21 protein-coding genes are annotated in these 19517 nt (G+C 73.8%); 14 read left to right on the top strand and 7 right to left on the bottom strand.

Features of this window, described 5'->3' with window-relative positions; genetic code table 11:
- Positions 1-200: 200 nt before the first annotated feature.
- Complete coding sequence (locus JUB10_RS13995; protein WP_207457739.1) at positions 201-404, top strand: cold-shock protein; 204 nt, start codon at positions 201-203, stop codon at positions 402-404.
- 124 nt (positions 405-528) lie between these two features.
- Positions 529-3069 carry an ATP-dependent Clp protease ATP-binding subunit gene (locus JUB10_RS13990; RefSeq protein ID WP_207457737.1) on the top strand — a complete coding sequence of 847 codons (2541 nt, stop codon included), beginning with the start codon at positions 529-531 and terminating at the stop codon, positions 3067-3069.
- Positions 3070-3186: 117 nt separating this feature from the next.
- On the opposite strand, the gene JUB10_RS13985 is transcribed toward JUB10_RS13990, so the two are convergent.
- On the bottom strand, positions 3187-4146 hold the full coding sequence (locus JUB10_RS13985) for an endo-1,4-beta-xylanase (RefSeq protein ID WP_207457735.1): 960 nt from the start codon (positions 4144-4146) through the stop codon (positions 3187-3189).
- An 84-nt stretch (positions 4147-4230) separates the two neighbouring features.
- Entirely contained in the window at positions 4231-5190 is a 960-nt protein-coding gene (locus JUB10_RS13980) for an endo-1,4-beta-xylanase (RefSeq protein ID WP_207457732.1), read from the bottom strand.
- 204 nt (positions 5191-5394) lie between these two features.
- Here JUB10_RS13980 and JUB10_RS13975 point away from each other — a divergent pair, with 204 nt between their 5' ends.
- The 3 genes from JUB10_RS13975 to JUB10_RS13965 are packed head-to-tail and all read left to right on the top strand — an operon-like array spanning position 5395 to position 7600.
- Complete coding sequence (locus tag JUB10_RS13975) at positions 5395-6450, top strand: iron-containing redox enzyme family protein (protein WP_307859242.1); 1056 nt, start codon at positions 5395-5397, stop codon at positions 6448-6450.
- Positions 6447-7382: a glycosyltransferase gene (locus JUB10_RS13970; protein ID WP_207457730.1), complete on the top strand. Its 936-nt coding sequence runs from the start codon at positions 6447-6449 to the stop codon at positions 7380-7382. Before JUB10_RS13975 ends, JUB10_RS13970 begins: the two co-directional genes overlap by 4 nt.
- Positions 7379-7600, top strand: a complete 222-nt coding sequence (locus tag JUB10_RS13965) for a CDGSH iron-sulfur domain-containing protein (RefSeq protein ID WP_207457728.1) — start codon at positions 7379-7381, stop codon at positions 7598-7600. The genes JUB10_RS13970 and JUB10_RS13965 overlap by 4 nt, the downstream gene beginning before the upstream one ends.
- On the opposite strand, the gene JUB10_RS13960 is transcribed toward JUB10_RS13965, so the two are convergent.
- The gene (locus JUB10_RS13960; protein ID WP_207457726.1) at positions 7597-7815 is read right to left on the bottom strand and encodes a hypothetical protein; all 219 of its coding nucleotides are present in this window, start codon (positions 7813-7815) and stop codon (positions 7597-7599) included. The genes JUB10_RS13965 and JUB10_RS13960 overlap by 4 nt on opposite strands.
- An 82-nt stretch (positions 7816-7897) precedes the next feature.
- Positions 7898-8596 (bottom strand): DNA alkylation repair protein, encoded by a 699-nt coding sequence (locus JUB10_RS13955; protein ID WP_207457724.1) that lies wholly within the window; start codon positions 8594-8596, stop codon positions 7898-7900.
- Positions 8597-8704: 108 nt separating this feature from the next.
- On the opposite strand from JUB10_RS13955, the gene JUB10_RS13950 reads away from it, so the two are divergent.
- The 8 genes from JUB10_RS13950 (at position 8705) to JUB10_RS13915 (ending at position 15592) form a co-directional block, all read left to right on the top strand.
- Positions 8705-8962, top strand: coding sequence for a hypothetical protein (locus JUB10_RS13950; protein WP_207457722.1), 258 nt, complete (start codon positions 8705-8707; stop codon positions 8960-8962).
- Positions 8959-9597 (top strand): AAA family ATPase, encoded by a 639-nt coding sequence (locus JUB10_RS13945; protein ID WP_207457720.1) that lies wholly within the window; start codon positions 8959-8961, stop codon positions 9595-9597. The genes JUB10_RS13950 and JUB10_RS13945 overlap by 4 nt, the downstream gene beginning before the upstream one ends.
- A 15-nt stretch (positions 9598-9612) precedes the next feature.
- A complete protein-coding gene (locus JUB10_RS13940) occupies positions 9613-10362 on the top strand; it encodes an ABC transporter permease (RefSeq protein ID WP_207457718.1) in 750 nt (249 codons plus the stop codon).
- A gap of 34 nt (positions 10363-10396) precedes the next feature.
- Positions 10397-11068, top strand: a complete 672-nt coding sequence (locus JUB10_RS13935) for an RNase H family protein (protein ID WP_207457717.1) — start codon at positions 10397-10399, stop codon at positions 11066-11068.
- Positions 11069-11139: 71 nt separating this feature from the next.
- The gene (locus JUB10_RS13930; RefSeq protein ID WP_374191707.1) at positions 11140-11952 is read left to right on the top strand and encodes an ABC transporter ATP-binding protein; all 813 of its coding nucleotides are present in this window, start codon (positions 11140-11142) and stop codon (positions 11950-11952) included.
- Positions 11953-12038: 86 nt separating this feature from the next.
- The gene (locus JUB10_RS13925) at positions 12039-13067 is read left to right on the top strand and encodes an ABC transporter substrate-binding protein (RefSeq protein ID WP_207457715.1); all 1029 of its coding nucleotides are present in this window, start codon (positions 12039-12041) and stop codon (positions 13065-13067) included.
- A 26-nt stretch (positions 13068-13093) separates the two neighbouring features.
- Complete coding sequence (locus tag JUB10_RS13920) at positions 13094-15250, top strand: iron ABC transporter permease (RefSeq protein WP_307859241.1); 2157 nt, start codon at positions 13094-13096, stop codon at positions 15248-15250.
- 90 nt (positions 15251-15340) lie between these two features.
- Positions 15341-15592 (top strand): hypothetical protein, encoded by a 252-nt coding sequence (locus tag JUB10_RS13915; RefSeq protein WP_207457713.1) that lies wholly within the window; start codon positions 15341-15343, stop codon positions 15590-15592.
- Here JUB10_RS13915 and JUB10_RS13910 read toward each other — a convergent pair.
- Positions 15589-16539 (bottom strand): alpha/beta fold hydrolase, encoded by a 951-nt coding sequence (locus JUB10_RS13910; protein WP_207457711.1) that lies wholly within the window; start codon positions 16537-16539, stop codon positions 15589-15591. The two genes, JUB10_RS13915 and JUB10_RS13910, sit on opposite strands and share 4 nt — an antisense overlap.
- Positions 16540-16704: 165 nt before the next feature.
- On the opposite strand from JUB10_RS13910, the gene JUB10_RS13905 reads away from it, so the two are divergent.
- On the top strand, positions 16705-18114 hold the full coding sequence (locus JUB10_RS13905; RefSeq protein WP_207457709.1) for an SPFH domain-containing protein: 1410 nt from the start codon (positions 16705-16707) through the stop codon (positions 18112-18114).
- 58 nt (positions 18115-18172) lie between these two features.
- On the opposite strand, the gene JUB10_RS13900 is transcribed toward JUB10_RS13905, so the two are convergent.
- Both JUB10_RS13900 and JUB10_RS13895 read right to left on the bottom strand, forming a co-directional pair.
- Positions 18173-18844 (bottom strand): hypothetical protein, encoded by a 672-nt coding sequence (locus tag JUB10_RS13900; protein WP_207457707.1) that lies wholly within the window; start codon positions 18842-18844, stop codon positions 18173-18175.
- Between the two features lie 57 nt (positions 18845-18901).
- Positions 18902-19450 carry a hypothetical protein gene (locus JUB10_RS13895; protein WP_207457705.1) on the bottom strand — a complete coding sequence of 183 codons (549 nt, stop codon included), beginning with the start codon at positions 19448-19450 and terminating at the stop codon, positions 18902-18904.
- Positions 19451-19517: the final 67 nt, after the last annotated feature.

The raw sequence follows: 19517 nt of genomic DNA, 5'->3' as shown, positions 1-19517 counted from the left end.
ACACCCGGCCCCTGTCGACCCACCACACCCAGATCTCGGCGCGAGCCGCGCTCGACCTGCACCCGCGGTCCGAGCCGGCTCCCGTCCACGTGCGCGATGCGTTGACCGACGCCGCACACGTCCCCACACGTCCGCGCCCATTGAGGCGCGGTCGCCGGAGCCGCACAAGCGGCCCGGACACCCGACGAAGGGAGGCCGTCATGGCCACAGGCACCGTCAAATGGTTCAACTCCGAAAAGGGCTTCGGCTTCATCGCGCCGGACGACGGCTCCGCCGACGTGTTCGCGCACTACAGCGCCATCGCCTCAAGCGGCTACCGCAGCCTCGAGGAGAACCAGCGCGTGGAGTTCGAGACCGAGCGCGGACCGCGCGGCCTTCAGGCTGCCAACATCCGCTCGCTCTGAGCCCCTCCGAGGCCGGGCCGGAACGCACACGATGCGCGCCGGCCCGGCTTCTGCGTTCCCGGGAATACCTGCGGCCCCCCAGCGTTGACTTGAGTCGAAGGCACTCAAGTTTCCAGGAGGTACGTTGCCCGAGAACGTCGGACCCGCGAACGGCGGAGAGTCGTTCGACGAGTTCCTCGCGCGTCTGCTCAATGGTCAGCGCGCGCCCATGTACGGCCGTCCCGTCGACATCACCCGGCTGCTCAGCCGCCGCTCGACGGAGGTCGTGAACACCGCGGCGTCCTTCGCCGCGTCCCACGGCCACCCGCAGGTCGACGCGCTGCACCTGCTGCACGCGCTGGTCGGCCGCGACCCCGCCCAGGAGCTGCTGCGCCGTGTCGGCGCCGACGTCGCCGCGCTGCAGCACGCCATCGAGGAGCGCCTGCCCGAGGACGCCCCGGCCCAGCAGGCCGGACGCCCCGCGTTCACCCCGTGGGCGCAGCGCGCGCTGCTCGACGCCGCCCAGGTGGCCAGGGCGACCGGGTCGACCTACATCGACCCCGAGCACCTGCTGTTCGCGTTCGCCGTGAACCAGGAGGCGATGCCCGGGCAGCTGCTCGCCGCGTTCGGCGCGACGCCTCAGTCGCTGCAGGCCGCCGCGCAGGGAGAGACCCAGCAGCAGACGGCCGGCATCGCCGAGTCCGGCTCCGCCACCCCGACCCTCGATCAGTTCGGCCTCGACCTCACCGCCAAGGCGCGCGAGGGCGCACTCGACCCCGTCATCGGACGGGCCGACGAGGTCGCGCAGACCGTCGAGATCCTGCTCCGCCGCACGAAGAACAATCCCGTGCTGATCGGCGAGCCCGGCGTCGGCAAGACCGCGATCGTCGAGGGCCTCGCCCAGGCGATCGCCGACGGCGACGTGCCCGAGCTGCTGCGCGGCAAGCGGGTCGTCGCGATCGACCTGCCCGGGATGCTCTCCGGCACCCGCTACCGCGGCGACTTCGAGGAGCGGCTCACCAAGCTCATGACCGAGATCGCGGAGCACCGCGACGAGCTCATCGTCTTCATCGACGAGCTGCACACGGTCGTGGGCGCCGGCTCCGGCGGCGAGGGCGGCATGGACGCGGGCAACATCCTGAAGCCGCGCCTCGCCCGCGGCGAGCTCCACCTCGTCGGCGCGACGACGCTCTCCGAATACCGCCGCATCGAGAAGGATGCCGCGCTCGAGCGCCGCTTCCAGCCCGTGCTGGTCGCCGAGCCCACCGTCGAGGACGCCGTGCAGATCCTCGCCGGCCTCGCGCCGCGGTACGCGGAGCACCACGGCGTCACCTACACCGACGACGCCGTCCGCGCGGCCGTCGAGCTGTCGCACCGCTACATCAGCGACCGCTTCCTCCCGGACAAGGCGATCGACCTGCTCGACCAGGCCGGTGCGCGCAAGCGCCTCTCGCTCGGCGACCGGGTCGACGTCGACGCCCTGCGGGCCCGCCTCGGCGAGCTCGAGGCGGCGAAGAACCGCGCCGTCGCCGAGGAGCACTACGAGGAGGCCTCGCGCCTGCGCGACGAGCTCAAGCAGGTCGGGCAGCGTCTCGAGGCGGCCGTCTCCGGACAGGTGCGGCACGACGCGGCGAGCGCGGTCATCGACCGCGAGGGCATCGCGGAGATGGTGGCGCGTGCCACCGGCATCCCGGCCGCCCGGCTCACCGCCGACGACCGCAGCCGGCTCGCCGACCTCGAGTCCGAGCTGCATCGCCGCGTCGTGGGCCAGGACGACGCCGTGACCGCGGTGGCCAAGGCCATCCGGCGCAACCGCACCGGCCTCTCCGACCCTCGCCGTCCGGTCGGCAGCTTCCTGTTCCTCGGGCCGACGGGTGTCGGCAAGACCGAGCTCGCGAAGGCCCTCGCGGCCTCGCTCTTCGGCGACGAGAGCGCGGTGCTGCGGTTCGACATGAGCGAGTACGGCGAGCGGCACACCGTCAGCCGTCTGGTGGGTGCCCCTCCCGGATACGTCGGCTACGACGAGGCGGGCCAGCTCACCGAGCGGGTGCGGCGCAACCCGTACTCGATCGTGCTGCTCGACGAGGTCGAGAAGGCGCACCCCGACGTGTTCAACCTGCTCCTGCAGGTGCTCGACGACGGCCGCCTGACCGACGGCCAGGGCCGCACCGTCGACTTCCGCAACACGATCGTCATCATGACCTCGAATCTCGGCTCGGAGTTCCTCGCCAGCCGCAGCGGAGCCCTGGGCTTCGTCGCACCGGCGAGCGACACCGCCAACGGGTTCGGGTCGGAGAAGGACCTCCGCGACCGCGTCATGGGCAAGCTCCGTGAGGCGATGCGACCCGAGTTCCTCAACCGCATCGACGAGATCGTGATGTTCCGCAAGCTCGACCGTGCCCAGCTGCGCTCGATCGTCACCCTGCTGCTGCAGGCGACGGCCGGCCGGCTGCAGTCGCAGGGCGTCGAGCTCCAGGTGACGGGTGCCGCGATGGACTGGATCGCCGACGCCGGGTACGAGCCGGAGTACGGTGCCCGCCCGCTCCGCCGCGTCATCCAGCGCGAGGTCGACGACCGGATCGCCGAGCTCATGGTGCGAGGCGAGCTCACCGAGGGCGGCCGCGTCGTCGTCGACGCGGTCGACAGGGCGCTCGTCGCCCGCGCGGACGCGCTCGTCGCGGCGTAACCCGCATTCACCGGAACGGCCCCGTCTCCTCGAGCAGAGGAGGCGGGGCCGTTCGCGGATCGTTTCCTCGGTTCAGCGGGCCCCTTGCCTCCTCGGGCCCCCGCGTCCCGAGCCTGCTCAGGCTCCTGCCGAGGTCAGATAGCTCCGCAGCCAGCTCAAGGCAGGCCGTTCCGACCCGTCGGCGCGCACGAGGTGGCCGCGGCGCGCCCAGATCCGGCCCTCCTCGTACCCCCACAGGGTCACCCCGCGCACCGCGGGATGGGTCCAGAGCACCGGGAACTTCTCCTGGTACTGCTTGAGCTGCCCGCGGTCCGTGCCCTCGATGTCGAGCTCGGTGACGTGCACCGGGAGCCCGGTCTTCGCGACCTCCGCGAGCCCCGCCTTGATCGAGCTCGTCTTCACCTGGTCGAGGAAGTGCGCCTGCACGCCGACGACGTCGATGAGACCGCGTGCCTTCAGCAGCCCGACCAGGTCGGCATAGCGCCGGGCGAGGGTGACGTCGCTCAGCACGTCGTACTCGTTCAGGGCGAGCTGCGCGTGCGGGAACGCAGCCCGCGCCCGCTCGAACGCCCAGATCACCCAGTCGTATCCCGTCGAACCCGCGCCGCCGAGGCTCGCGGCGTAGGCGGGCGGGGCGTGCAACGGCTCGTTGACGACGTCGACGACCGCGGTGCGGGTGTCGTAGCGGGCGCCGGCCTCGGCGATCCACTCCTCCACCTCGGCGCGCTGCTCCTCGGGCGGCAGCGCCGCGAGCCAGGCCGGCACGTCGCTGCCCCAGACGAGGGTGTGGTACCTCACGGGCATGCCCTGGGACGCCGCGTAGTCGTAGATCCCGTCGAGCGGACCCCACTGCGGACTGTCCCTCGTCGGCTCCACGAGCGCCCACTTGGCGTGGTTCTCCGGCGTGACCTGGTTCCAAAGGGCCGCGTAGGAGGACGGCACGTGGGGTGCGTGAATCACGTTGCCGAGGAACTTGCCGCCGGTCGCGAGCGCGGCCTGCGCCGCCGCCGGTGCGACCAGCGTCAGCACGAGGGCCGACGCGACCGCGGCCGCCGCCCTCCATCGAGTCTTCTTCATTGCCTTGCCCCGCTCCCCGTGACGATCGCTCGTTTTCCGAGCGCGAGGACTGTACCCCGACCGCGGCGGGCGAGGGGTACGAGGTCAGGGCGCGTCGCGCGTGTCGCCGCGCTGTCCGCTGCGCCCCGTGTAGTCGAGCAGCCAGGTCAGCGCCGGTCTGGCCGACCCGTCGGAGCGCACGAGGAACGCGTCCGGGGCCCACATCCGCCCCTCCTCGTAGCCCCAGAGCGTGACGCCGGCGACGCCCGGGTGCTCCCACAGCGCCGGGAACACCGCCCGGTAGCTCTCGAGCTGCCCGGCATCCGAGCCGCTGATGTCGAGCTCCGTGATGTGGACGGGCAGCCCCGTCGCCTCGAGCACGTCGAGGGCGGCGCCGATCGTCGCCGGGTCGGCCTGGTCGGAGTGGTGCGCCTGCACCCCGATCGCGTCGATCAGGCCGCGGTTCTTCAGCACCGTCGCGAGCTCCGCGTACCGCTCGGCGAGACCGAGGTCGAACAGGATGTCGTACTCGTTGATCGCGAGCTCGGCGTCGGGGAAGGCGGCGCGGGCCTGCTCGAACGACCAGACGACCCAGTCCCACCCGGTCGAGCCGGTGCCGCCGATCGCCGGGGCGTAGGCCGGCACCTCGTGGAAGGGCTCGTTGACGACGTCGACCATCGCGGTGCGGTCGCCGTAGCGCTCGCCGGCCTCGGCGATCCACTCGGCGAGCTCCTCGCGCTGCTCCCCCGGCGAGAGCCCGGTCACCCAGTCGGGCACCTCGCGCCCCCAGACGAGGGCGTGATAGCGGACGGGCGCCCCGTTCGCCTCGGCGTGGTCGTAGATGCCGTCGAGCGCCGTCCAATCGGGGGCGTCACGCGCGCCCTCGACGAAACGCCACTTCGCGTGGTTCTCCGGGGTGACCTGGTCCCACAGCCGGTCGAAGTCCTCCGGGAAGTGGGCGCCGTGGATCACGTTGCCGAGGTACTTCGGCGCGGGCGCGAGCGCGGTCAGCGTCGCCACGGCGAGCGCCACCAGCGCGACGAGCGCGACCGCGGAGAGGACCACCCGTCCGAGGATCGTGGGGCGTCGCAGCATCCTGTCTCTCCCACTCGTCGTGCTCCCGGTCTCACGCACCCGGCGCTGCGTCGATCCCGGCGCGGCGCAGCAGCACCAGCCGGTCGAGCGCGTCCCCCGACAGCGGATGGGGCTCCGTGAAGCGTATGCCGACGGGAGCGTTTGGGGAGCCGCCCGGATGGCTACTAGGGGTACGTGACCAGCAGCACCATCGACGACACCGGCGTCGTCACCCAGCGTCCCGCCCCGCTCCCCACGCCGCGGGGCCCGGCGAGCGCGGCGGTCGTCGCGGTGCTCCGCGAGCGCAGTCCCGAGGGCGACCCCGCGGGTCTCATGGCGAAGGCGATCGGCCAGGCCGACGACCTGCTGCGCGACGACGACGTGCAACTCGCCGCGTTCTGCCTCTACGAGCTGCACTACGGCGGGTTCCGCGGCGTGCCGGACACCCTGGAGTGGGACGCGGACCTGCTCACCGCACGCGCGATCTTCGAGGGCGCGTTCGAGGCGGAGCTCCGCCGCCGGGCGCCGCGGGTCGACCGCCCCGCGCCCCGGGCGGAGGACGTGGCGCACGCGCTGTTCCGGTTGACGGAGGCCGACGACGGGCCGAGCCTGTCGCAGTACGTCGCCCGCAAGGCGACCCAGGAGCAGCTCCGCGAGTTCCTGATCCAGCGCTCGCTGTACACGTTGAAGGAGGCGGACCCGCACAGCTGGGGCATCCCCCGCCTCACCGGCCGGGCGAAGGCCGCTCTCGTCGAGATCCAGTCCGACGAGTACGGCGCGGGGCGCCCTCATCGGATGCACTCGGCGATCTTCGCCCGCACGATGCGTGCGGCGGGACTCGACCCGAGCTACGGCGCCTACCTGGACCAGGTCGGCGCGTCGCTGTACGCGTCGCTCAACACGATGTCGCTGTTCGGGCTCAACCGGCGCCTCCGCGGCGCCCTCGTCGGGCACCTGGCCGCGTTCGAGATGACCTCCGCGGTGCCCAACCGCTTCTACGGCAACGGCTTCCGCCGCCTCGGGTTCGACGAGGAGGCGACGTGGTACTTCGACGAGCACGTCGAGGCCGACGCGGTGCACGAGCAGATCGCGGCGCGCGATCTCGCCGGCGGCTTCGTCGAGGCCGAGCCCAACCTGCTCGGAGACGTGCTGTTCGGGGCATCCGCCTGCCTCTACGCCGACGGGCTCGCGGGGGCAGACCTGCTGCAGGCCTTCACCGAGTCGCGCAGCTCGCTGTACCGCCCGGCATGAGGATCGAGGCGGAGTACGTCGTGCCGCTCAAGGCCGCCGCTCCGGACCACGCGCTCGCCGCGCACCTCGGCGCCCTCGTCGAGACGATCGACGTGACGGTCGTCGACGGGTCGCCCGCCGACGTCCGTGCCGAGCACCGGCGGCTGTTCGACGAGCGGGTGCGGCTGCTCGAGCCCGAGCCGTGGCCCGGGCGCAACGGCAAGGTGGCCGGAGTCATGACGGGGGTGCGCGCCGCGCGGCATCCGCTCGTCGTGCTGGCCGACGACGACGTGCGCTACACGGACTCGTCGCTGCGGGCGGTCGTCGCGGCGCTCGGCGACGCCGACGTCGTCGCGCCCCAGAACCATCTCGTGCCGCCCGTGTGGCACGCTCGCTGGGACACGGCGCGCACCCTCGTCAACCGCGCCTTCGGCACCGACTACCCCGGCACGTTCGGCCTGCGGCGCGACACGCTGCTCGGCGCGGGCGGATACGACGGCGACGTGCTGTTCGAGAACCTGGAACTGATCCGCACCGTCCGTGCCGCCGGCGGCGCCGTGCGGCACCTGCCGGCGCTGTTCGTCGAGCGGCGGTCTCCGGATGCCGCGCACTTCCTCGGTCAGCGGGTGCGGCAGGCCTACGACGACTTCGCCCAGCCCGGGCGGCTCGCCGCCGAGCTCGCGCTGCTGCCCGTCGCGGTGCTGCTGCGGCGGCGGGCGGCGCTGCTGCCGGTCGCCGCGGTGCTCGCGGCCGAGGTGGGCCGCCGACGGAACGGCGGACGCCGAGTGTTCGGGCCGACCGCCGCGCTGTGGGCTCCGCTCTGGCTCGCCGAGCGCGCGGTGTGCGTGTGGCTGGCGCTCGGCTGGCGACTGCTCGGCGGGGTGCCGTACGCGGGGTCCCGCCTGACCCGGGCCGCGACACCGCGGCGAGTGCTGAGGAGGAGATTCGGATGACGCTGAAGCCCGACGACGAGGTGAGCATCGTCGCGTGCCCCGACGGGCCGCTGCTGGTGCGCGGCGACGTACCGATCCTGACCCCGGACGGCGAACCGCTGCCCCGGCGACGGCGCACGGTGGCCCTGTGCCGCTGCGGCAAGTCGACGATCAAGCCCTACTGCGACGGCACGCACAAGACGATCGGCTTCCGCACCGAGCCGGAGCTTCCCGCCTAGGGGTGTTCGTTGCGGCCGGCGCGCCAGCGCCGCACGACCGTGCCGTCGGAGTACAGGGCGGTCATGGCGCCGGTGACCGAGCCCGGCACGGGCATGAGCACGTGGGTCAGGTTCGCCGCGGCCGCGATGCTCGCCACGGCCTCGGGGGTCAGCACCGCCGAGCCGTCGACGACCGGACCGCGCTCGAGGTCGTCCTCGTCGCCCCTGCCGCTCACGTGCGCTCCCTCCGGCGCCGCCCGACGGCGGGGCCGCGCCGACTGTAGGGCGAGCGGGTCCGGCCGATGCCGCGACGCGCCGTCAGCGCGCGAGGAGCGCCGCCCGCTGCCCGCGGTCGAGCCGCTCGATCGCGAAGCGCAGCGTCACCCGCGGCATCCGCTGCCGGTGCTGCCCGAGGAACGCCACGAGCCTCGGGACGTCCACCTTGCCAGCCTCACGCAGGGCCGTGCCGACCGACTTGTGGATGGGCTCCGCCGGATCGTCGAGGAGGAGCTCGGCGAGGGCGTAGGTGTCGTCGAGGTCGCCCTGCCGCACGAAGAAGAACGTCGCGGTGATCGCCGTGCGCCGCCGCCACACGTCGGGCGAGGCGGCGAGGTCGAACAGCGGCTGCCGCGACCGGTCGACGAGGTAGCCGCCGATCACCCGCGGCGCCGCCCGGTCGACGAGGTCCCAGTTGTCGATGCGGTCGTGGCGCCGGAGGTACAGCTCGTAGAGCGCCCGGCGGCCGTCGTCGTCGAGTCTCGGCCGGCGTGCCTTGAAGTCGAGGATGCTGACGGCGCCGACGCGCGGCTCGTAGCGGCGGGTCTCGAAGAGCCGGTCGACCTCGTCGAGCGGCATCCGCTCGAACGCCTTGGCGGTGTCGAAGACGGTCTTCATGCGCACGCCCATGAGCTCGGTGCCGGGCGCCGCCCGATACAGGCGCTCGATGCGGGCGAGCTCCTCGGGCGAACTCCGCCGGGTCAGCTCGGCGACGAAGGCGTCGGCGGTCAGCTCCGTCATCCGGCCTCCCCGCTCCGTGGTCCCGGGCCGATGCTAACCGGTCCCCGCGATCCGGAACAACGGCCTGACCAGCATTGTTCTATTCAGTGGAGACATGAGGAGGACGCCATGAGAGGTGACCGGGTCGAGGTCGTCGTGGACGCCGGCGGCAGCACGAAGACGTACGAGATCGAGGCGACGAGGGCCGGGCGGCGGCTCGACATCACGCACGGCCGTGGTCTCGTCGAGGTGACGGAGGTGACGCGGGGCGGCACGCCCGTGCGCACCGCGAGGTTCATGGCGAACCGGGTGATCGCGCTCGTCGAGCACCCGGCGGAGCGCGAGCCGGAGCCGTCGGAGGTCGTGCCGCTGCGGCGCACGGCGTGACCGAGCAGGACGCCGTGACCGAGCGTGCCGTCGTGCCCGAGCGTGCCGTCGTGCCCGAGCGCGACACCGCGCCCGAGCGCCCAGTGGTGCCCGAGCGCGTCGTCGTGCTCGTGGGGGCACCGGCGTCGGGCAAGACCACCCTGCGCGACGCGCTCGTCGCACGGTCGCCGCTCGCGGTACTGAGCCCCGACGACGAGCGGGCGGCCATGCGCGCCCGCGCCCTGGCGTCCGGCCGCGAACCGCGGGCGCTGCAGGACTACTCGCTGCCCGCGATCCGGCGCTGCGAGGAGGCCGCCGCGCGGCTGCTCGCCGAGGGGCGCGGCTACCTCGCCGACGCGACGCACCTGCGACGGCGCGAGCGCGTCGCGCACGTGAGGGCGGCGCACGCGGCCGGGCTTCCCGCGGTCGCCGTGCTGCTGCCCGACCTCCCGCTGGAGGTGCTGACCGCGCGCAACGACCGACGCGCCGAGCACCGGTGCGTGCCCGAGGACGCGCTCGCGCGCCACGCGCACCGCCGCGGGCTGCTCACCGCCGCGCTGCTGCGCGAGGAGGGGTTCGACGACGTGATGGAACTCGACGGCGTGGACGACGTGGAACAGTTGACGACGGAGACGGTGCTCCAGCCCGTCCGGTGACCGGAAGGCGGGCGAGTGGAAGCGATCGTCGAGTCCCTCCCCGCCCTGCTCGGGATCACCGTGCTCGTCGCGCTGACCACGGTGGCGCTGACGCTCTACCGCGTCCCGCATCGCTGGGCACCCGCGGGGGCGGTCCTCCGCGGCACCCTGCAACTGGCGGCCATCAGCCTCGTCCTCGCCGGCGTCCTCACGGATCCGCTGTGGGTCGCGGTCGCCCTCGTGGTGATGTTCTCCGTCGCGGTGATCACGAGCACCCGCCGCATCGGGTTCGGCCTGCCCCGCCTCGGCGTCGTCGCGGCCGGCATGGGCGCGGGCGTGACGGTCGCGCTCGTCGTGGTGTTCGCGACCGGAGCGGTCGAACCGAGCCCTCGCTACGCGCTCGCGATGGGCGGGATCGTCATCGGCAACACGATGACGATCGCCGGCCTCGTCGGCAGCCGGCTCGAGCAGAGCATCGCCGAGCGCTGGGACGAGGTCGAGGGCTGGCTCGCCCTCGGCGCCACCCCGCGGCAGGCGACCCTCGACCTCGCGCGACACGCCGTCCACTCCGCGCTCATCCCCTCCACCGATCAGACGAAGACCACCGGGCTCGTGACCCTGCCCGGCGCGTTCGTCGGGGCGATCTTCGGCGGGCTCTCGCCCCTCGACGCGGGACGGTTCCAGATCGTCGTGCTCGCCTCGATCATGGCGGCGGGCGCCGTCGCCGCCGTCGTGATCGCGCACGCGCTCGCGCCGGTACGGCAGCGGCCCGCCGCCCGGGACTGACCGGGGTGTCGCCGCCCGTCCCTACGATGTACCGGTGACGATCACCGCCGCGGCCGACGGGTCCGCTCTCAAGAACCCCGGCCCCGCCGGGTGGGCCTGGTACATCGACGACGACCGCTGGGCGGCCGGCGGGTGGAAGCACGGCACGAACAACATGGGCGAGCTCAAGGCGGTGCTCGAGCTGTTCCGGGCGACCGCCGGCGTCGACGACGACCTCCTGATCCTCTGCGACAGCCAGTACGTCATCAACTCGGTGACCAAGTGGATGCCGGGCTGGAAGCGGAAGGGCTGGCGCAAGGGCGACGGCTCCCCCGTGCTCAACGTCGACCTCCTCAAGGAGATCGACGAGGCGATCACCGGCCGCCGCTACCGCTTCGAGTGGGTCAAGGGGCACACCGGCCACGTGCTCAACGAGGCGGCCGACGCGCGCGCCCGCGCCGCCGCCGAGGCGTTCCAGCGCGGCAGCGCCGTGCCGACCGGCCCGGGCTTCGGCGCGGCATCCGGCTCCCCCGTCCGCGTCACCGTGCCCGCGGTCGAGGCCGAACCCGAGCCCGCGCCCGACGAACTCGCGACGCTCTTCGACTTCGACGAGCCGCAGTCCTACGAGCTCACCCTGCAGCTGGATGCCTCGCAGTACGAGCGTCTCGTGGGACGGGCGCGCGCGGCCGGAGTGAGCCCGGACGAGCTGCTGCGCAGCCTGATCTGAGAAGCCCTCACCCGCGAAGACCGGTCCGACTCTTGCGGAGCAGAGGTTAGGTAAGGCTAAGCTTTGCATCCGTGACGACGACCATGGCCCTGCAGGGCGAGGACCTCACTCTCGGCTACCGCGAGGGCCTCGTCGTGCACGGTGTCTCCCTCGCACTGCCCCCGCGGGCCGTCACCGCGCTGATCGGCCCGAACGGCAGCGGCAAGTCGACGGTGCTCCGTGCGCTCGCCCGCCTGCAGGCCGTGCACTCCGGTCGCGTCAGCCTCGGCGACGACGAGGGCGTGGTCGACGCCGCGCCGCTCTCGGCCCGGGAGTTCGCGCGCCGTGTCACGCTGCTCTCCCAGTCCCGGCCCCACCCCTCGGGCCTCGCGGTCGCCGACGTGGTCGCGTTCGGCCGGCATCCGCACCGCCGGCGCTTCGCGCCCCTCGGCGACGCCGACCGCGGCGCGATCGCACGTGCGATGGAGCTCACCGGTGTCGCCGCGATGCACGACCGGCCGATCGACCAGCTCTCCGGCGGCGAACTGCAGCGCGTCTGGCTGGCCACCTGCCTCGCGCAGGACACCGGGGTCGTGCTGCTCGACGAGCCGACCAACCACCTCGACCTCCGCTACCAGATGGAGACCCTCGACCTCGTCCGCGAGCTCGCCGACGTGCACGGCACCGCGGTCGGCGTCGTGCTGCACGACCTCAATCACGCGGCCGCCGTCGCCGACCAGGTCGTGCTGCTGCAGGCTGGCAGGGTCCGCGCCGCGGGCCGCCCCGAGGACGTGCTGACGAGCGAGCACCTCAGCGACGCCTACGGCGTGCCGATCCAGGTCGACCTCGATCCCCTCACCGATCTGCTCCGCATCGAGGCCCGCCGCCGACGCGTCCCCGTCTGACCCGCCTCCCCCGACCACCGCGCCGCCGACCGGCCGCGCGGTCCCTCCCGCGCTCGCACGAGCGCCGCATCCCCATGAGGACAGCAATGAAGAGACGATCCCTGACGGCCGCCCTGGGCACCGCCGTCGTACTGCCGTTCCTGCTCACCGCCTGCGGCACCACCGCCGCCTCCTCCGAGAACGCCGCGGCGCCCGCCGCCAACACCACCGGCGACTGCGCCGACGACAGCACGGCCACCGCGACCGGCGCGGTGAGCCTCACGGACTCCTTCGGCCGCACCGTCGAGCTCGACCAGCCGGCCGAGCGGGTCGCGGTGCTCGAGTGGCAGCAGACCGAGGACGTGCTCGCGCTGTGCCTCACGCCCGTCGCCGTCGCCGACCCCGAGGGGTACTCGCTGTGGAACACGGGCGCAGAGCTGCCGGAGGGCGTCGAGGACGTCGGCACCCGCGGCGAGCCCAGCTTCGACGCGCTGCTCGCGGCCGACCCCGACCTCGTGATCGTCGAGGCATACACGCCGGAGGACGAGATCATCGGCCAGCTCGAGGAGCAGGGCTTCACGGTGCTCGCGACCAAGGGCGCCGACGCGGCCGACCCGGTGCAGAACATGCTCGACACCTTCTCGCTGATCGCGGACGCGACCGGCCGCGCCGAGCGCGCCGAGGTCGTCACGCAGGAGTTCGAGGCCACCCTCGAGGAGTCGAAGGCCGCGGTCGCCGCCGCCGACCTGCCGACGACGGAGTTCGTCTACTTCGACGGCTACGTGCAGGGCGGCAACGTCGCCCTCCGTCCGTTCGGGCAGGGCTCGCTGATGGGCGAGCTCGGCGAGGAGCTCGGGCTCACCAACGCGTGGACCGGAGAGGTCGACCCGGCCTACGGACTCGGCACGACCGACATCGAGGGCATGACCGCAGTGGGCGACGCGACGTTCTTCTACACGGGCACCGACGACGGCACCGACTTCGTCGACCAGCTGACCGGCAACGACATCTGGGCCTCGCTGCCGGCGGTCGCCGACGGCCGCGCGCACGCCTTCCCCGGCGGGATCTGGACGTTCGGCGGTCCGCGCTCGGCGCAGCAGACCCTCGAGGCGTACGTCGACCTGCTGACCGACTGAGCCGCTCTTCCGACAGGACCTCCACCGTGACGAACCACCGCACCCCGACCCGCTCCGCACGACCGGATGCCAGCGGCTCCCCGGTCCCGGAGGCGGAGCCGTCGGCGGTGGAGGCCCTGCCCGGCGGCGGGCGCCCCCGGGGCTCCCGGCCCGGCGCCGTGCTCGCGCTGGCCGTGCTCACGGTCGCGCTCGTCGCCGCGTCGCTCGCCCACCTGCTGCAGGGCACGTCCGGCGTCGGGCTCGCCGAGTTCGCGGGCCTGCTGACCGGTAGCGGGTCATCCGCTGCCGACGCGGCCCGGGACATCCTCACCGGGTCGCGTCTCCCCCGGCTCGCCGCCGGTCTCGCGGTGGGGTCCTCCCTCGGCGTCGCCGGAGCCCTGCTGCAGTCGATCACCCGCAACCCGCTCGCCGCGCCCGACACCCTCGCGGTCACGGCCGGCTCGTTCTTCGCGGTCACCGCGGTCGCGGCTTTCGGGCTCGCGGTCCCGCTGTGGGCCTCCGGGGCCGTCGCCGTCGCGGGCGGCCTCGCGGCGGCGGGGCTCGTGCTGCTCGTGGGCGGGGGCGGCGGTACCTCCACCACCCGGCTGGTGCTCGCGGGGTCCGCGGTCGCGTTGGCGCTGCAGTCGGGCACGTCGGCGCTGCTCGTGCTGTTCCAGCAGGAGACGACCGGGCTGTTCTCCTGGGGCAGCGGCTCGCTCAGCCAACTCGGCATCGACGCGTTCGCACGCGCCCTGCCGGTGGTCGCCGTCGCGACGGCCGGGGCCCTGCTGCTCTCCCGCCGCCTCGACCTCCTCGGCATCGGCGACGATTCGGCCCGGATGCTCGGGGTGCCGGTGCGGCGCACGCGCGTGCTCGGGGTGGTGCTCGCCGTCGTGCTCACCGCCACGTCGGTCACCCTCGCGGGGCCGATCGGGTTCGTCGGGCTGTGCGCGCCCGTGATCGCGCGACTGCTCGCCCGGGTGGCACCGTCGCTGCTCCGGCATGTCGTGCTGCTGCCGGCCGCGGGACTGCTCGGCGCGCTCATCGTGCTCGTCGCCGACATCGTCGTGCGCCTGGTGCTCGGCGCCGAGCAGGCCATCGCGATCCCGACGGGCGTCGTCACCACGATCGCCGGCGCGGTCGTGCTCGTCGCGCTCGCCCGGCGCACCCGCGACGCCGGGCCGACCCGGGAGCCTCCTGCCGCGCCCGCCCGGCCGCGCAGCCGCGGGCGCTTCCGGGTCGTGCTCGCGGTCGCGCTCGTGGCGGTCGCCTCGGTCGTGCTGCTCGGGCTGCTCGCCGGCTCCCGCTGGCTGCTCACCGGGGACATCCTGCTCTGGCTGCAGGGGCAGGCGCCGCCGCTCATCGCCGCCGCCCTCGACGAGCGGGCCCCGCGCGTGCTCGCCGCCGTGCTCGCGGGCGGCGCGATCGCCCTCGCCGGATGCCTCGTGCAGTCGACGACCCGCAACCCGCTCGCCGAGCCGGGGCTGATCGGCATCACGGGCGGGGCGGGGCTCGCCGCCGTCGTGGTGGTGACCCTCGCGGGTGCGGTGGGCGGCGGTGCCATGCTCCTCGCCGCGGTCGCCGGCGGGCTGGCCGCGTTCGCCGTCGTCTACGCCCTCACCTGGCGCGGCGGGCTGCACGCCGACCGGCTCGTGCTCGTCGGCATCGGCACCTGGTACGGCACGACCGCGCTGACGACGTTCCTGCTCATCCGCTCCGATCCGTGGAACACGCCACGCATCTACACCTGGCTCTCCGGCAGCACCTACGGCCGCGGCTGGGACCAGGTGCTCCCCGTCGCGGTCGCCCTCGTCGTCGTCGCGCTGCTCGCCGGTGTCCTGAACCGGGAGCTCGACCTGCTCGCCCTCGACGAGGACACCCCGCGCCTCGTCGGGGTCCCGCTCGAGCGGGTCCGGCTCCTCGTGCTCGCCGCGGCGGCCGTGCTCGCTGCGCTCAGCGTCGTCGCCGTGGGCGTCGTCGCCTTCGTCGGCCTCGTCGCGCCCCACGCGGCGCGGGCGCTCGTCGGCGCGCGTTCGGCGCGGAGCATCCCGGTCGCGGTCGCCCTGGGCGCACTGCTGCTCGGGCTCGCGGATGCCATCGGGCGCACCGTCGTCGCCCCGGCCCAGGTGCCGGCGGGCATCGTCGTCGCGCTCATCGGCACCCCCTACTTCATCTACCTGCTCGCCCGCTCCCGCGCCTCCTGACCGCCGCCTCCCAGCCGGGCGGGTGTAGGTTCGCCGCAACCAGGAGGAGGACCCGGTGTACGTCGCGAACAGGCTCCCCCTGGTGAGACGGTGAAGCATCTGCGCGCGCTGTCGCGGATCCTGCTCGCGGTGACGGTCGTCGCGCTCGCCGTCGCTCTCGTCGGCTTCGCGGTCTGGGTCGCGGGGTCGGGCGGCGGGGCCGGGTCGCCAAATGAGGTCTCGGGACTCACCCGCACGCGCACCCTCAGCGGCAGCGCGCTCGTCGTCGCCGTGGTCGCGGGCACCGCCTGGGCCTGGCTCCGCGGCATCCGGCGGTCGCGCGCGCGCCGTCCCGGGCGCTAGGCGTCGACCCGGGCGACGGCGGGCTGCCGCGGCGGGGTCGTGAGGGCGGTCGAGGCGAGCTCGAGCACGGCGTCGGCGACCCGGGGCGCGCTGTCGTAGTGCACCGCGTGCCCCCACCAGCCCACGTCGACGGGCGGCGGCGCGCCCGCGGCGGCGGCCACCGCGGCCGCCCAGTCGCGCGGCACGAGCAGGTCCAGCCCGCCTCGGATGACGCGGACGGGGATCGTCAGCGCGGGCAGCACGTCCTCGATCCGGTGGCCGACCATGTCGCGCAACTCCTTCCGCAGCACCGGGCGGCCCGCTCGCGGGTAGTCGACGGCGCCCCAGAAGAGGTAGCTCGGCCGGTCGAGCAGCGAGGCGAGCGCCCCGCGGAACAGCTGACGTCGCGGTGTGCGGGCCGTCGGGTCCGACGTCGGGCCGATGAGCACGAGACCAGCGACGAGGTCCGGATGCCGCTGCGAGACCTCGGCCGCGATCTGGCATCCGTTCGAGTGCGCGACGAGCACGACGTGGAGCAGCCCGTTCGCGGTGAGCCAGGCGGCGAGCGCCTCGGCGAGTTCCGGGATGGCGAGCGGACGGGCGTCGTGGTCGCTCTCCCCATGGCCGGGCAGGTCGACGACGTAGACAGGCGCGCTTCCGGCGAGGGTCCCCGCGAGCGGCATCAGGTAGGACCCGCCGATCGCGTATCCCGGGACGAGCACGAGGGAGGGCTGGTCCGAGTCCCGGCGCGCGGAGAAGCGCGCATGCACCCGGAGCGGCGCGGCTCCCGCGATCCCGGGGACCGTCGACCAGCTCGAGCCGAGCGTTCGCGCGCCCTTCAGGTAGCCGGCGAGTCCGCTCCGCCCCGCGACGAGCGCTCCCGCGGCGACCCCGGTCGCCGCCACCCCCATTGCTGCGAGAGCACGGCCCCACCGGTCGGTGGGCGGCGTCGGAAGGAAACGGGACATCCTCCGATCAGAGCAGCGCAATCCTCCGTGCTCGCGGGGTTGACCTCCCAGGTACTCTTTCGGCAAAGCGCCGGTCAGATGAAATGGGCGGCCACCCGGCTGCGATAGCTTCCGGGCAACCACTCAGCGTCGCGCGGCAGCCGCGTGCCTTCGAAAGGACCCTCGATGTTTGAACTCCTCTCCGGTCTCGGAGGAGTCCTCGGGATCGTCGTGGCGGTCGTCGCCGTCCTGCTGATCGTGCTCATCTACGCCCGCAGCGTCTACAAGAACGCGGGCCCCGACGAGGCGCTCATCATCACCGGCCGTCGACCCAAGCGCACCACCGCCGCGGACGGCTCCGTGCAGGAGGAGTCCGGCATCAAGGTCGTGCACGGCTCCGGGGTCTTCCTCACCCCGTTCTTCCAGAAGGCGGCGAAGCTCTCGCTGACCTCGCGGGCGATCGAGATCCAGACGACCTCGCAGGACACGAACGGTGTGACGATCGACATCGAGGCCGTCGCCCTCGTCAAGGTCGGCGACCGCGACGAGTCGATCCGCGCCGCGGCCCAGCGCTTCCTCGGCCAGGAGAAGAACATCGACGAGTTCGCCCGGGAGGTGCTCTCGGGCTCGCTTCGCGCGTCGATCGGTGCGACCGACGTCGCCACGATCATCCGCAAGCGCGACGACCTCACCACCGCCGTCCTCGACGTCGCCAAGGAGGCGCTCGCCAACCAGGGGCTCGATGTCGACTCGTTCGAGATCAAGGGCATCTCCGACAAGAACCAGTACATCCGCGACCTCGGCCGCGCCGAACAGGCGAAGGTGCGGCTCGCGGCCGAGGTCGCCGAGACCGAGGCGACGCGCCGCTCGCGCGAGGCCGCGGTCGCCGCGGAGCAGGCCGTCGCCGAGGCGGAGAACACGCTCGCGCTGCGCCGCGCGGCCCTGCAGCTCGAGACCGATCGCGCGGTCGCCGAGGCGTCCGCCGCCCGTCCGCTCGCCGAGGCGAAGGCCCAGCAGGCGGTCGTCGCCGAGCAGCAGCTCACGGCTCAGAAGCGGGCCGAGCTGCGCGCGGCCGAACTCGCGTCCGAGGTGAACGCCGTCGCCGATGCGAACGCGTACCAGACGCGGGTCGAGGCGGAGGCTGCCGCGGCCGCCGAGCGGCAGCGCGCCGAGGCGGCGGCCGACGCGCGCAAGATCACGGCCGAGGCGATCCGGGCCGAGGGCGCGGCCGAGGCCGACGCCATCCGCGCCCGCGGTCTCGCCGAGGCGGAGGCGACCAAGGCGCAGGCGGCCGCACTCTCCGAGCAGTCGGAGCAGCTCATTCAGGTCAAGCTCATCGAGACCCTTCCCGCCCTCGCCCGGGAACTGGCCGCGCCGATGTCCAACATCGACACCCTCACGGTGCTCTCGACCGACGGCGCCGGCGCGCTGCCGAAGCAGGTCGTCAAGGGCTTCGCCGAGGTCGACTCGCTGCTCGAGGGCGCCACGGGCGTCAGCCTCCGCACGCTCGTGAACGGCGCGGTCTCCGGCACGGCCGCCGGTGCCGCGGCCGGGCGCGCCGTCGTCTCGTCGAACGGCGACGGCGCGGCGAAGTAGGCGGGCCGTGGCGGCGGGCGGCGGAGTCATCCGCCGCCTCCGTCGCCTCCGGCCCGCATCACTCCCCGGGCGTCGGGTTGCGGGGCTGCCAGCCGCGCCAGAACGACGAGAACGCGCGGTAACCGCTGCCCACGCTCAGTGCGATCGCCGCCAGGCCGACGACCAGCGCGAGGGCCACGGCGAGCGCCGTCGCGCCGCCCAGCACGAGCACGATCGACGCGGTCAGCAGCCCCACGAGCGTGGCGACGACGACCGTGACGAAGACCATGCTGCTGCCGAGCACCTGGCTGAGATCGCGCGGCGGGCCGAGGAAGTAGTACGTGCGCGAGACGCCGGCGAGGTCGTCGTGGGTGGATGCCAGGAAGTCCCGCTCGAGGCCCGGCACCAGCTCCGCGTAGGCGGCGCGCAGCCGGTTCATGGCGAGCACGAGCGCGAGGTCCTCCATCGCGACGTTCTGCACCCGCACCTGGGTCAGCACCCCGATCACGCTCGCGATCGCGAGCAGCACGACCGCGACGAGCCGGAAGTTCCCGTCGAACCCGGTTGCCTGCCCGACGAGCGCGAGACTGACGAGCACGGCGGAGACGAACGTCAGCAGCATCCCGATCCGCACGAGCACCTCGCTCTGCGTCGTCGACCGCGTCGCGAGCAGGCTCCAGTGCTCCGTCGCGAGCAGCTGCGCCCGCAGCGCCGCCGAGGGCTCGGGCGACGGCGGGTCCGGCGGGGTCATGCGCACATTGTGGTGCGCTGGCCGGCCCGCGCACCACGGGGTGGACGCGCCCCGGGCTCAGGGTTCCGGCGCCTCGTCCCGGCACTCCGTCCGCGCGCTGAGGTCGCGCAGCGGGCTCGCCCAGCCGGGATACCCGAAACGCGCGAGCTGCTCGTCGAGGCGCGAGCGCACGACCTCGCGCACGCCGATGTGGAAGCGGAAGTCGAGCGCGCGCACGTCGTTGCCGACGCCCGCCTCCCACACCCTCTCCCCCGACATCCGGGCGACGCGCGCGAGCGCCTCCGCCTCGACGCGCGCCACGTCGAGGTCCCGCAGGATCATGGCGACGACCGCGGCGGCGCTCCGGTCGGCCTCCGGGCCGGCCCTGACCACGGTCGTGCACCTGGCACCGCTCGGGGCGCTGTAGGTGAACGGCACGAGGAGCGCGGGCGGCTCCTCCGCGGCGGAGTCGGACGGGCCCTGGGCGAGTGCGCCGGCGAACACCGCGGCGATCAGCACCGCCGCTCCTCCCGCCCCGCGCCGATGCTGCACCACCCACCGCCGGGTCGTCGTGGCGGTCGGTCGAGCGCGCACGTCGGCAGGGGCGACGGGCTTAGGGCCGGCCACGGCGACTCCTTCGACGACGGTGCTGCCCACAATCCGAACACGGTTCCCGCCGCCGCACCATCCCCCG

Origin of the sequence: Desertivibrio insolitus (assembly GCF_017355965.1) — a bacterium.
In the GTDB taxonomy this organism is placed as follows: Bacteria; Actinomycetota; Actinomycetes; order Actinomycetales; family Microbacteriaceae; genus JAFIQW01.
This window is presented reverse-complemented; position numbering and strand designations above follow the sequence as displayed.